We start from the raw sequence: 12,011 nt of genomic DNA on the forward strand, positions 1-12,011 counted from the left end.
GGTGGACAAAAGCGCCGTTCATCGTTTACAAGGCCGGGCGTTACGAGGCTGAGGTCACGCGGTAGACGTCGTAGACGCCCTCCACGCTGCGCACCGCCTTCAGGACGTGCCCGAGGTGCTTCGGGTCGCCCATCTCGAACGAGAACCGGCTGACGGCCACGCGGTCCCGCGACGTCGTCACCGACGCCGACAGGATGTTCACGCGCTCGTCGGCCAGCACCTTCGTGACGTCCGAGAGCAGGCGGTGCCGGTCGAGCGCCTCCACCTGGATGGCGACCAGGAAGACGCTGGAGGCCGACGGCGCCCATTCGACGTCGAGGAGGCGTTCCGGCGACTTCAGCAGCTCGTCCGCGTTCGTGCAGTCGGTCCTGTGCACGGACACGCCGCCGCCGCGCGTGACGAAGCCGAGGATGTCGTCGCCCGGCACCGGAGTGCAGCAGCGGGCGAGCTTCACCCACACGTCGCCCGCGTCCTTGACGATCACGCCCGCGTCGCCCGTGGGGCGGCGCCTGGTGACCGTGGACGGGGTGGCGCGGTCGGCCAGTTCCTCTTCGGCGTGGTCGACACCGCCGAGCTGCGCGACGAGCCGTTGCACGACGTGGCGGGCGCTCGTGTGGCCCTCACCCACCGCCGCGTACAGCGCGCTCATGTCCGGGTAGTGCAGTTCCTTGGCGAGGGCCTGCATCGAGTCGACGCTGACCAGACGCTGGATCGGCAGCCCGACGCGGCGGACCTCCTTGGTGATCGCGTCCTTGCCCTGCTCGATCGCCTCTTCCTTGCGCTCCTTGGCGAACCACTGCTTGATCTTCGCCTTGGCGCGCGGTGACGCGACGAAGCTCAACCAGTCGCGGGACGGGCCCGCCCCCTCCGCCTTGGAGGTGAAGATCTCGACGACCTCGCCGTTCTCGAGCTTGCGTTCGAGAGCGACCAGACGACCGTTGACGCGCGCACCGATGCAGCGGTGCCCGACCTCGGTGTGCACGGCGTAGGCGAAGTCGACAGGCGTGGAACCCGTCGGCAGGGTCTCGACGTCACCCTTGGGCGTGAACACGAAGATCTCGCGCGCGGCGAGGTCCCAGCGCAGCCCTTCGAGGAACTCACCGGGGTCCGCGGCTTCCCGCTGCCAGTCGAGGAGCTGGCGCATCCACGCCATCTCGTCGATCTCGACGGACTTGCCGTTGTGCGTGCCCTTGGTCTCCTTGTAGCGCCAGTGCGCCGCGATGCCGTACTCGGCCCGCTGGTGCATCTCGTGGGTGCGGATCTGCACCTCGAGAGGCTTGCCGTCGGGACCGATGACGGTCGTGTGCAGCGACTGGTACACGCCGAACCGCGGCTGCGCGATGTAGTCCTTGAACCGCCCCGGCATCGGCTGCCAGGCCGCGTGGACCACACCCATGGCCGCGTAGCAGTCACGCACCTCGTCGACCAGGATCCGCACACCCACGAGGTCGTGGATGTCGTCGAAGTCCCGGCCGCGCACGATCATCTTCTGGTTGATCGAGTAGTAGTGCTTCGGCCTGCCCTCGACCTTCGCGACGATCCGCGCGGCCTCGAGCTGCGTGTTGAGCTCCTCGACGACGGTCCGCAGATACGTGTCGCGACTCGGCGCACGCTTCGCGACCAGGCGGACGATCTCGTCGTACTTCTTCGGCTGCAGGATCGCGAACGCGAGGTCCTCCAGCTCCCACTTGACGGTCGCCATGCCCAGCCGGTGGGCAAGCGGTGCGAGCACTTCGAGCGTCTCACGGGCCTTGCGGGCCTGCTTCTCCGGCGGCAGGAACCGCATGGTGCGCATGTTGTGCAGCCGGTCGGCCAGTTTGATGACCAGAACCCGAGGGTCCTTCGCCATCGCGATGACCATCTTGCGAATGGTCTCGGCCTCGGCCGCTGCCCCCAGCTTGACCTTGTCGAGCTTCGTGACGCCGTCGACCAGCCGGGCGACTTCCTCACCGAAGTCTTCCTTGAGCTGGTTGAGCGAGTAGTCGGTGTCTTCCACGGTGTCGTGCAGCAGCGCGGCCACCAGCGTCGTGGTGTCCATGCCCAGCTCGGCGAGGATCGTCGCCACGGCGAGCGGGTGGGTGATGTACGGATCGCCGGACTTGCGGCGCTGCGGGCGGTGCTTCTCCTCGGCAACGTCATATGCGTGCTGCAGAAGCGCCAGATCGGCCTTGGGATGGAGGTCACGGTGCACGGCGGCGAGAGGTTCGAGGACCTGCTTCACCGGGGCCGCACGTTGGGCGGTGATGCGCCGCGCAAGGCGGGCGCGCACGCGCCGGGTAGCCGACGGTTGAACAACCGTCGCAGCGGGTTCGGTGTCTTGACTCAACCCCACGCTCCTCGGGTCTCGCGAGTACCGAGGATAACGCGTTCACGCTGACGAAACTTCCGATGGCGCGCTGAGCGGCGCAGCTCACACGGTGAACGCCGCCCAAACTTTTGCTGAGCCGATCAGGCGACGCTCGCCACGAACGCGCGCCACGCCTGAATCGAGAAGACCAGGGCGTCACCGCGAGTGGCCTTCGAGTCACGCACGAGCGCCGCGGCGGAGTCGGACGCGGAAGGCGCGAAGGAGGCGGCGGGCGCCGCGAGCGACACCTCGACGCAGGCGCTGTCCCCTTGAGGGCCGCTGTAGGAACTCTTACGCCAGCTCCGTGCGTGGCTCATGGGAGTCCTTTCGGAGACCGCTGACGTAGTTCGCCAGCATGCTCCGCGATTGTCCCTCATCCAAAGCAAGGGCATCCAACCACTTGAAGAACTCCCGACTGTCCGCGATGGCGGCTCCGTCGTGCGCGAAGACCCTCGCGAGATCGGTCTCGCTGTACGCCACGGGTATCAGTTTCTCGAAGCTGAAGAGCATCCGTGGAGACATCCTGATCGGCGCAGGGCCAGCCGACATCGGCACGATCCTCAGGATGTGCGTGTTGAACAGCATGCGGAGGTACTGCTCCTCCATGATCCGTTCATCGCCCACCTGGAGCTGGAGAGCCAGCTCGTGTACGTAGAAGCGACACTCCGGGCGATTCGGCCGCTTGAGGACGGCCTGCCGCTCCATACGCCACTTCAGAAACTTCTCGATGTCGGACGGGGTGTTCCGACCCGAGGCAAGCAGCGTTTGCGCGTACTCAGGGGTCTGGATGAGGCCAGGAACTGACAGCACGTCGTAACTGGTGATCTTCTTCGCCTGTGCTTCCGCCATCGCGAGGGTGCGCAGGTTGTCCGGCACCAGGGCCACATACGGGTCGAAGGCGTAGCGGTAACGGTCACGGAATGCCTCGAAGTAGGTGCTGTCCCGACCACAGATCATCAGGTACTGGACCAGGTCGATCTCGCTCGCGCGCGCCTTGCCGTTCTCGATGTTGGAGACCTTGCTCGGGTCCCAGCCGAGTTGTTCCGCGAAGGCGAAGCCCGTCAGCCCGGTGAACTTCTCGCGGAGCCGACGCAGTTCGTCGCCCAGGTCGCGGCTGTAGGCGGTGGAGGTGATCGCAGTCATTCGTCCGACGGTAGGCATTGGCCCTCCTCCACGAACCAGCTCATTGGGGTGAAAACGAGTGCGCGAGACAGGCCGGCTTCAGGCGGCGCGTTGGCGCCCGTCGCGGAAGGCGGTGTTGGTTCTTGGGGTGCGGGCAGGGTCCAGCCAGGCGGGAGGGATGAAGATCGGAGTGCCATCGCGGAGTGTGACCTCCCATTCGCTTTGATGGATCAACGTGTGGTGGTGGCGGCAGAGCAGGGTGGCGTTGTCGATCGAGGTGGCGCCGCCGTTGGCCCAATGCCTGATGTGGTGGGCGTCGCAGTGTTTCGGTGGACGGTCGCAGCCGGGGAAGGTGCAGCCTTTGTCTCTCACCACGAGCAGACGGCGAAGCGCCGCCGGGAAGGTGCGGGTCTTGCGGCCGATGTCCAGCTGCTCGGACCGTCCACCCAGGACGACCGGGATCACTCCGGCGTTGCAGGCCAGGCGGCGGACCAACTTGGCTGAGACTTGCTCGCGGGTGTCCAGCGTCGCCACGCCTGTCGTTGCGGCCAGGTCTTCGTAGTTCATGGTCACGGTCAGCGTGACCGGCTCGCCGCCGTGTTCTGGGAGGCGGTCGGCGCGCAGCATCAGGTCGATCAGGTCGGCGAAGGCGTCGCCGTCGCGTTCGGGGCGGGTGCGTGGGTCGGGGCCCTCGTCCGGGGTGGTCGAGCGGGGTTTGGCCAAGGGGTCGATCATCGCCTCGAGCTTTGCGCCGGTGATCTTGTCGAGGCTGGCCCGCACCTCCAGCTGGTCGCCCTTCCAGTGCAGGCGCAGCCGGTTGACGGGGAGCTCCGGTTCGGTCTCGCCCGGCTCCGGGTCGTTCTGGAACAGCCGGTAGGCCAGGTCTCTGGCGAACGACTTCACCGCGCGGGGCTCGTGCTCGCGGGCGTACTCGACCAGGGGCTGCTCCGCTTCGGGCGGCAGGCTCTTCATCGCCTTGGCGACCGCCGAGACGTGCTCGCCGGACAACGCTCCCTCTGCCACCGCGGCGGCGGTGACGGGCAGTTCGGGCTCCAGCACGGAGCCGGTCGGCGTGACCTCACGGGTCAGCAGCCCGGCTCGCGCTACCCACTGCTGCGCGGTCGGCAGATCCCAGCGCACGGCGTGGCGCAGCACGTCGGCCACATTCCTGCCCAACTCGCTCGCTGCGCCGCGACGTTCCAATTCGGCGATCTTCTGCATCATCGCGTTTTCGAGAACACGAATTTCCACCACGTCACCGACGACTGCACTCAGCAGCTCGTCGGTGGCCAGAAGGCGGAAGTCCGGTTCGCTCATGCGTTCGACATTACCGCAAGATCACGATTAAAACGCACGTCAGGCGTCACACGATCGGGCGTAGCGACTCGACAGGCGGCCATAGGGTCCGTTAGTGCGCATCTCTCTAGACGCAACGCAACAACTATCAACCACGCACGGCACTAAAGCGCGAAGCACGCAAAGAAACCACGCCCCGCAACCACCCGAGAAAAGGAACCACAGAAATTCGGCCCGGCACACGCCCGACGAAGGAGGGCATGTGCCGGGTCGGCGAAGCTGTCCAAGCACAACTTGAGACACTCACCCGCGTGAGGACACTCCTGTGGTGCGGCGCCATGAACGCCGTCTGGCTCGGCACCATGGCGTACCTCGCCCTCGACGACCCCACCAACTTCGACCCCAGAGCCCTCGCCGGCGCCGCCGCGGCCTGGCTGCTCGCCACCGCGGCGAGCTGGCTGCTGTTCCGGGGTGCCACGGAAGCCAAGTGGTGGCAGCTGGCCGTGTGGACGTTCCTGGTGTCGATCGTGGCGTTGGTCTTCGTCACGATCAGTGCCGGATTCGTGGCGCCGCCCCCACCCAGCTGACATGATCTCGCGAAGCAACAAGGTCTGGGGGGACCAGAAATGCAGCCGACGCCTTTTGCGCCACCACCGTCGCCGCCCGCCAAGAAGGGCACGCCGCTCCTGCACTGTGCCGCCGGAGCTTCGATCTGGTACATCGCCTGGATCGTGACGGTCGTCGTCGCCAACGTGAGAACCCAGTCGGAATGGGACAACCTGGCGCCCGCGCTCGTCATCGGCGGGGTGTTCTGGGTGATCACCACGGTCGTCACGTGGCTGATCCTGATGCGGGCGAAGATCGCGCCGTGGGTGCTGATCCCGCTGACGATCCCGGTCTACCTCGTGGTGTGGATGGTGATCTACGGGATCATCGGCGCGATCAAGAACGTCTACCTGATGCTGTTGTACAACAGCTGACGCGTCAGACCGCCAGCAGGGCGCTGACCTCGCGGCCCGCCAAACGGCTGCGTCCGCCCAGGGCCGCGATCTCCAGCACCACCGACACACCCGTCACGATGCCGCCGGCCCGCTCCACGAGCGTGCAGGCGGCTTCGGCGGTGCCACCCGTGGCGAGCACGTCGTCCACCACGACGACGCGCTGGCCCGGCTGGATGGCGGCGGCGGGGAGCTCCAGCGAAGCCGTGCCGTACTCCAGGTCGTAGGCCACCGAGTCGGCGACGACCGGGAGCTTGCCCGGCTTGCGCAGCGGCACGACGCCGTAGCGCCAGCCGTAGCCCAGGGCAGCACCCAGGAGGAAGCCGCGCGACTCGATGGCGGCGATCACCTGGGTGCTGTCGTCGATCTTGTCCTGCAGCGCGTCGACCACGGCGCGCAGGGCGTCGGGGTCGGCGAGAACCGGCGTGAAGTCCCGGAAGACGACCCCTGGCTTGGGGAAGTCCGGGACCTCACGCATCAGTCCCAGAGCACGATCCAATTTCAACGCTGGCGCTTTCCGGTCGGGCGGCGGCGCACGTCACCGGCCTTGGCGGTGCGGTGAGGCACCGACGCGGCGGCGGCGAGCGCCTCTTCCTTGCGCAGGTCGGCGGCGAGGGCGTCCTCGTCGACCGACTCGATGCCCTCGGCCACCTGCGGGCCGGAGGCCTTGGCGCGGCGGGCGGCCACGCGCTTGGCCTGCGCGATGTACTTCGGGTCGCGCATCTTCAGGTCCACCAGGACGGGCGTGGCGATGAAGATGGACGACAGGGCACCGACGAACATGCCGACGAGCTGGACGAGCGCCAGGTCCTGGAGCGTGCCGACGCCCAGGATGCCGACGCCGACGACCAGCAGGCCGATGACCGGCAGCAGCGCGATCAGCGAGGTGTTGATCGAGCGCATCAGGGTCTGGTTGAGCGCCAGGTTGGCGGCCTCGCCGTACGTGCGGCGGGTCAGGCCCAGCAGGCCTCGGGTGTTCTCCTTGACCTTGTCGAACACGACGACCGTGTCGTACAGGGAGAAACCGAGGATGGTGAGCAGACCGATGACCGTCGCCGGCGTCACCTCGAACCCGATGAGCGAGTACACGCCCGCGGTGATGATGACGTCGTGGAAGACGGCGACGAGCGCGCCGACGGCCATGCGCCACTCGAAGTAGAACGCCAGGAACAGCGTGACCGCGATGAAGAACCAGAACAGGGCCCACAGGGCCTTGCCGCTGATCTCACCACCCCAGGACGCGGAGACGGCGCTGTCGGAGATCGCCGTCTGACCACCCTGCGGCGACGTGTCCTGCGCGAGAGTCGTCTTGAGCGTCGCGACCTCGGCGACGTTCAGCGCGGGCGACTTGATCTGGATGGTGGCGCTGGCACCGGAACCGACGGCCTGCACGGCGTTCGGCTTCTTGCCGGGCAGCGCCTTCGCGTACGAGTCCTCGACGGCCTTCGTCGAGATGGCCTGGCCGGACTGCGAGACCGACGGCAGCGAGATCTTGGTGCCGCCCTCGAAGTCGATGCCGAGGTTGAACTGCTTGAAGACCATCGAGCCGATGCAGACCAGCAGGATGATGCCCGAGATGATGTACCAGCGGGTGCGCTTGCCGACGATGTCGAAAGCGCCGTTGCCCACGTAGAGGCGCGTGAACACGTTGCCCATGTCAGGCCTCCTTCACGGCAGCGGTCTTGCCGGTCACGGCGGCGCGGTGGGCCGCACCCTCGCGCGCGGCGCCGCCCAGGCCGGACAGGTTCGGGTTGGACAGGAACTTGGACTTCGACGCCATCGCGACCAGCGGGTGCGTCACGAGGAACACGACCACGAGGTCGAGGACCGTCGACATGCCCAGGGTGAACGCGAAGCCCTTCACCTGGCCGACCGCGATCACGTACAGCACGGCGGCGGCGATGAAGCTGACCGCGTCGGCGGAAAGGATCGTGCGGCGCGAACGGACCCATGCGCGCGGCACGGCCGAACGGAACGTGCGGCCCTCACGCACTTCGTCTTTCAGTCGTTCGAAGAAGACGATGAACGAGTCCGCGGTGATACCGATGGCGACGATGAAACCGGCGATGCCCGCGAGGTCGAGCGTGAACCCGATCCAGCGGCCCAGCAGCACCAGCACCGCGTAGATGATCACGGCCGACAGTCCGAGCGACAGGATCGTCAGCAGGCCCAGCAGGCGGTAGTAGAACATGCAGTAGACGAAGACCAGCGCGAGGCCGATGCCGCCGGCGATCAGACCGGCCTTGAGCGACTGCAGGCCGAGCGTCGGGGAGATGGTCTGGGCCTCGGAGGAGTCGAAGGACAGCGGCAGCGCGCCGTACTTCAGCGTGTTCGCGAGGTTCGTGGCTTCCTTCAGCGTGAACTTGCCGCTGATCTCGGTGGAGCCGCCCTCGATGGCCGACTGGATGGTCGGCGCGGACATGACCTCACCGTCGAGCACGACCGCGACGGCCTGCTGGACGTTGGCGGAGGTGAACTTGGCCCACTTGGAGCCACCCTCGCTCTTGAAGCTCAGGTTGACGACGTAGCCGGTGCCGTTCGGGTTGTTGTTCGCGGCGGCGTTGTCGATGTCCTCACCCGTGAGGCGGGTGTAGTTGGTGTAGTCGTCAGCCTTGGTCTGCGTGTCTTCCTTGGGCTGCACGGCCGGCGCCAGCGTGTACTTGAACTCGCCCTTCTCGTCACAGGTGACGAGCGGCTTGTCCAGGTCGTCGTTGCCGCGCAGCGGGTCTGCCTTCGAGCAGTCGAGCAGGAGCGCGGCCTGCTGGAGGATCTGCGGGTCCGTGGCCTGGCGCAAGGCCTTGGCCTCCTGGATCTCCTTCGCGACCTTCGGGTCGATGTTGGAGGGGGCGGACGGAGTGGAAGTCGGAGCGCTGGAGGACGACGGCGCGGTGCTGCTCGACGGCGGCGTGCTGGATGGCTGCGCGGCCAGGTTCGGCGCGGGGCGGCCCTGCGGAGCGTTGCTCGACGAGGGGGTGCCCGCGCTCTGGCTCGACGGCGTGGACGGCGGCGTGCTCGCACCGCTGGACGGCGCGGTGCTCGACGACGTCTGCGGCTGGACCGGCGTGCCCGCGGGGACCGGCTGGCCGATGACCTTGCGGAACGCGAGGCGAGCGGTCTGGCCGAGGCCCTTCGCGCCTTCGCTGTCCGCGCCGGGCACGGTGATCGTCAGGTTGTTGCCGTCTCGCACGACCTCGGCACCGGACACACCGAGACCGTTGACGCGGACCTCGATGAGGTCACGTGCGCGGTTCAGCGCGTCCTCGCTGGGCTGGGCACCGTCTTCCTGACGCGCGGTCAGCGTGACGATGGTGCCGCCCTGGAGGTCGATACCGAGCTTGGGTTTGGCCGAACCGTTCCCGGTGAAGAACACCAGGGCGTAAAGAGCGACCACGATGAGGACAAAACTCGCCAAGTACTTCGCGGGGCGAATTTGCCCGGCCGGAGGTGCCACGATCCGTCCGTCTCCTAGTAGCGATGGTTTCCGAGCGCGCAGCGTAACGCGCGCCGCGTGAGCTGCGCGTCACTACCTGGAGTTGGCGGATTTCACAGTTGCCAACTCCAGGTAGCCGAGCTTATGTGGTTACTTCTTGGCGTTGTGGTCCAGGGGCTCGGCGACCTGTGCGGTGGTCGCGGGCTCCTCGTCCTCCTCGACCTTGTCCTCGACGACGGTCTCGTCCGTCTCGACGACCTTCTCGCGGATCGCGGCGCGCAGCCAGCGCGTGACGACACCCTCGGAGATCTCGATGTCGATGGTGGTGTCGTGGCTCGCGTCGGCGACGGTGCCGTAGAGACCCGAAGTCGTCATGACCTTGTCCCCCGGCTCGAGCGAGCTCTGCAGCTGCTGCTGCTCGGCCATCGCCCGCTTCTGCTTGCGCGCGCTGAGGAACAGCGGCACGGCCAGCAGAACCAGAAGCAACGGGAACATCAAAGACGAAAGGTTGCCCATCATTCTCCGATCAAGTGGACATGCCTCTACGCACGTCCGATATGTCCAGGTGCTTTCACCGATTGTGCCAGGTCACCACAGTTGATCACCGGCGGGCGGTTCCAGCCCCAGGTGGTGCCACGCGGCAGGCGTCGCCACTCGGCCGCGCGGCGTCCGGGCCAGCATGCCAGCCCGCACCAAATACGGTTCGCACACCTCTTCCACGGTGGTCGGTTCCTCACCGACCGCGACCGCGAGCGTGGACACCCCGACCGGGCCGCCGTTGAAGCTCTTGACCAGCGCCGACAGCACCGCCCGGTCGAGCCGGTCGAGGCCGAGCTGGTCGACGTCGTAGACCTCCAGCGCCTGCTTGGCGATCTCCTCCGTGACCCGGCCGTCGGCCCTGACCTCGGCGAAGTCGCGGACGCGACGCAGGAGTCGGTTCGCGATCCGGGGGGTGCCGCGGCTGCGTCCCGCGATCTCGATGGCGCCGTCGTCGTGGAGGTCGACGCCGAGGATCTTGGCGCTGCGCTTCACGATGAGGTCGAGCTCGTCGGCGCTGTAGAACTCCATGTGGCCGGTGAAGCCGAAGCGGTCCCGCAGCGGCCCGGTGAGCGCTCCGGACCTCGTCGTGGCTCCCACCAGCGTGAACGGTGCGATGTCGAGCGGGATGCTGGTCGCGCCGGGGCCTTTGCCGACGACGACGTCGACGCGGAAGTCCTCCATCGCGAGGTACAGCATCTCCTCGGCGGGGCGGGCCATGCGGTGGATCTCGTCGATGAACAGGACGTCGCCCTCGACCAGGTTGGACAGCATCGCGGCGAGGTCGCCCGCGCGTTCGAGTGCGGGGCCGCTGGTGATGCGGATGGCGCTGTTGAGCTCTTTCGCGATGATCATGGCCAGGCTGGTCTTGCCCAGACCGGGAGGGCCGCTGAGCAGGACGTGGTCCGGCGCGGTACCCCGTCGCATGGCGCCGTGCAGCACGAGTTCGAGCTGTTCGCGGACCCGCTGCTGGCCGACGAACTCGTGCAGGTCGGCCGGTCGGAGGCTGGTCTCGACGTCGCGCTCGGCCGGCGCGGCGAAGGGGCTGAGCTCGTCCTCGGTCACTTGCGCCCCAAGGTCGCGAGCGCACGGCGCAGGACGGCGGACGTGGACTGGTCCGGGTTGTCGGCGAGGACGCCGTCGACGGTCTGCTCCGCGGCCTTGGCCGGGAAGCCGAGGCCGAGGAGCGCCTCGACGACGTGGTCGCGCGTCTTGCTGTGGGCCGGGGTGGTGGGCGTCGGGAGGGCGCCGACCTTGTCGCGGAGCTCGATGATGAGGCGTTCCGCGCCCTTCTTGCCGATGCCGGGGACCTGCGTGAGGACCGTGATGTTGCCTTCGGCGAGGGCGTGGCGGAGCTTGTCCGGTTCGAGGACCGCGAGCGTCGCGAGGGCGATCCGCGGGCCGATGCCGCTGACCGTCTGGAGCAGGCCGAACAGCTCGCGGGCCTCGGCGTCGGCGAACCCGAAGAGGGTGAGGCTGTCCTCGCGCACGACGAGGGTGGTGGCGAGGCTCGCCTCCTCGCCGCGGCGCAGCGTGGCGAGCGTGGTCGGGGTCATCTGGACGGCGAACCCGACGCCGCCCACCTCGACGACGGCGTGGTCGAGGCCGACGTGCTGCACCTGGCCGCGCAGTGACGAGATCACCTGGTTCCTCCGGAGTTCACGGGCTGGACCTTAGTTCGTGCGCTTGGCGGCTTCGGCCAGCTTGGCCTTGTGCACGCGGGCGAGCTCCGCCGCGCGTGCCTGCGCCTCCTCCATGCGGTTGCGCATCGGCGCGCGCCAGTGGTGGCAGATGGCCAGGGCGAGCGCGTCTGCCGCGTCCGCCGGCTTCGGCGCCACCTTCAGGCCGAGCAGTTTGGTGACCATCGCGGTCACCTGCGCCTTGTCCGCGCGGCCCGAACCCGTGACGGCGGCCTTCACCTCGGAGGGCGTGTGGAACTCGACGGGCAGGTTCCGTTGCGCGGCGGCCAGTGCGACGACGCCCGACGCCTGTGCGACGCCCATGGCCGTGCGGACGTTGTGCTGGGCGAAGACCCGTTCGATGGCAACGACCTGAGGCTCGTAGCGGTCGAGCCACTCGCAGACGCCGACGTACAGCTCGTGCAGGCGCACGGACAGAGGAGCGTCAACAGGCGTGCGCAGGACGTCGACGGCGACAGCGCGCACGGTCCGGCCCGGTCCGCCGTCGACGACGCCGAAGCCGCACCTGGTCAGACCGGGGTCGACCCCGAACACGCGCACAACAGCTCCCCGGATCGCTGAACGAACAACAGTTCGAACCA

The 12,011-nt window shown here is 67.8% G+C and carries 13 protein-coding genes; 2 read left to right on the top strand and 11 right to left on the bottom strand.

Annotation, left to right across the window (positions count from 1 at the left end; all coding sequences use genetic code 11):
* Positions 1 to 40: 40 nt before the first annotated feature.
* The 4 genes from ACFOWZ_RS31020 to ACFOWZ_RS31035 all read right to left on the bottom strand — a co-directional run bounded on the left by ACFOWZ_RS31020 (position 41) and on the right by ACFOWZ_RS31035 (position 4,786).
* On the bottom strand, positions 41 to 2,326 hold the full coding sequence (locus tag ACFOWZ_RS31020; protein WP_382377458.1) for a RelA/SpoT family protein: 2,286 nt from the start codon (positions 2,324 to 2,326) through the stop codon (positions 41 to 43).
* A gap of 122 nt (positions 2,327 to 2,448) precedes the next feature.
* On the bottom strand, positions 2,449 to 2,664 hold the full coding sequence (locus ACFOWZ_RS31025; RefSeq protein WP_382377459.1) for a DUF397 domain-containing protein: 216 nt from the start codon (positions 2,662 to 2,664) through the stop codon (positions 2,449 to 2,451).
* The gene (locus tag ACFOWZ_RS31030; protein ID WP_382377460.1) at positions 2,639 to 3,490 is read right to left on the bottom strand and encodes a helix-turn-helix domain-containing protein; all 852 of its coding nucleotides are present in this window, start codon (positions 3,488 to 3,490) and stop codon (positions 2,639 to 2,641) included. The genes ACFOWZ_RS31025 and ACFOWZ_RS31030 overlap by 26 nt, the downstream gene beginning before the upstream one ends.
* 78 nt (positions 3,491 to 3,568) lie before the next feature.
* Entirely contained in the window at positions 3,569 to 4,786 is a 1,218-nt protein-coding gene (locus tag ACFOWZ_RS31035; protein WP_382377461.1) for an HNH endonuclease signature motif containing protein, read from the bottom strand.
* A gap of 290 nt (positions 4,787 to 5,076) precedes the next feature.
* On the opposite strand from ACFOWZ_RS31035, the gene ACFOWZ_RS31040 reads away from it, so the two are divergent.
* Both ACFOWZ_RS31040 and ACFOWZ_RS31045 read left to right on the top strand, forming a co-directional pair.
* On the top strand, positions 5,077 to 5,352 hold the full coding sequence (locus tag ACFOWZ_RS31040; RefSeq protein ID WP_382377462.1) for a hypothetical protein: 276 nt from the start codon (positions 5,077 to 5,079) through the stop codon (positions 5,350 to 5,352).
* A gap of 39 nt (positions 5,353 to 5,391) precedes the next feature.
* Positions 5,392 to 5,745 (top strand): hypothetical protein, encoded by a 354-nt coding sequence (locus ACFOWZ_RS31045; RefSeq protein ID WP_382377463.1) that lies wholly within the window; start codon positions 5,392 to 5,394, stop codon positions 5,743 to 5,745.
* A 4-nt stretch (positions 5,746 to 5,749) separates the two neighbouring features.
* Here the strand turns inward: ACFOWZ_RS31045 and ACFOWZ_RS31050 are convergent, their stop codons facing one another.
* From ACFOWZ_RS31050 to ruvC, 7 genes are all read right to left on the bottom strand, one after another.
* Positions 5,750 to 6,241 (bottom strand): adenine phosphoribosyltransferase, encoded by a 492-nt coding sequence (locus tag ACFOWZ_RS31050; protein WP_382377464.1) that lies wholly within the window; start codon positions 6,239 to 6,241, stop codon positions 5,750 to 5,752.
* A gap of 23 nt (positions 6,242 to 6,264) precedes the next feature.
* Positions 6,265 to 7,419 (bottom strand): protein translocase subunit SecF, encoded by a 1,155-nt coding sequence (gene secF / locus ACFOWZ_RS31055; RefSeq protein WP_382377465.1) that lies wholly within the window; start codon positions 7,417 to 7,419, stop codon positions 6,265 to 6,267.
* A 1-nt stretch (position 7,420) separates the two neighbouring features.
* On the bottom strand, positions 7,421 to 9,214 hold the full coding sequence (secD, locus tag ACFOWZ_RS31060; protein WP_382377466.1) for a protein translocase subunit SecD: 1,794 nt from the start codon (positions 9,212 to 9,214) through the stop codon (positions 7,421 to 7,423).
* Between the two features lie 129 nt (positions 9,215 to 9,343).
* Entirely contained in the window at positions 9,344 to 9,688 is a 345-nt protein-coding gene (gene yajC, locus ACFOWZ_RS31065) for a preprotein translocase subunit YajC (protein WP_382377467.1), read from the bottom strand.
* Between the two features lie 93 nt (positions 9,689 to 9,781).
* Positions 9,782 to 10,795 carry a Holliday junction branch migration DNA helicase RuvB gene (gene ruvB, locus ACFOWZ_RS31070; protein WP_030468990.1) on the bottom strand — a complete coding sequence of 338 codons (1,014 nt, stop codon included), beginning with the start codon at positions 10,793 to 10,795 and terminating at the stop codon, positions 9,782 to 9,784.
* Positions 10,792 to 11,373, bottom strand: a complete 582-nt coding sequence (gene ruvA, locus ACFOWZ_RS31075; RefSeq protein WP_382377468.1) for a Holliday junction branch migration protein RuvA — start codon at positions 11,371 to 11,373, stop codon at positions 10,792 to 10,794. Before ruvA ends, ruvB begins: the two co-directional genes overlap by 4 nt.
* Positions 11,374 to 11,403: 30 nt before the next feature.
* The gene (ruvC, locus tag ACFOWZ_RS31080) at positions 11,404 to 11,970 is read right to left on the bottom strand and encodes a crossover junction endodeoxyribonuclease RuvC (RefSeq protein WP_382377470.1); all 567 of its coding nucleotides are present in this window, start codon (positions 11,968 to 11,970) and stop codon (positions 11,404 to 11,406) included.
* Positions 11,971 to 12,011: the final 41 nt, after the last annotated feature.

Origin of the sequence: Lentzea rhizosphaerae (assembly GCF_042649515.1) — a bacterium.
Classification (GTDB): Bacteria; Actinomycetota; Actinomycetes; order Mycobacteriales; family Pseudonocardiaceae; genus Lentzea; species Lentzea aerocolonigenes.

Bases quoted from the DNA above. Each gene is read 5' to 3' on its own strand.
- ACFOWZ_RS31025 (WP_382377459.1), bottom strand. From the start codon at position 2,664: ATGAGCCACGCACGGAGCTGGCGTAAGAGTTCCTACAGCGGCCCTCAA.
- ACFOWZ_RS31030 (WP_382377460.1), bottom strand. From the start codon at position 3,490: ATGACTGCGATCACCTCCACCGCCTACAGCCGCGACCTGGGCGACGAA.
- ACFOWZ_RS31035 (WP_382377461.1), bottom strand. From the start codon at position 4,786: ATGAGCGAACCGGACTTCCGCCTTCTGGCCACCGACGAGCTGCTGAGT.
- ACFOWZ_RS31045 (WP_382377463.1), top strand. From the start codon at position 5,392: ATGCAGCCGACGCCTTTTGCGCCACCACCGTCGCCGCCCGCCAAGAAG.
- ACFOWZ_RS31050 (WP_382377464.1), bottom strand. From the start codon at position 6,241: ATGCGTGAGGTCCCGGACTTCCCCAAGCCAGGGGTCGTCTTCCGGGAC.
- secF (WP_382377465.1), bottom strand. From the start codon at position 7,419: ATGGGCAACGTGTTCACGCGCCTCTACGTGGGCAACGGCGCTTTCGAC.
- yajC (WP_382377467.1), bottom strand. From the start codon at position 9,688: ATGTTCCCGTTGCTTCTGGTTCTGCTGGCCGTGCCGCTGTTCCTCAGC.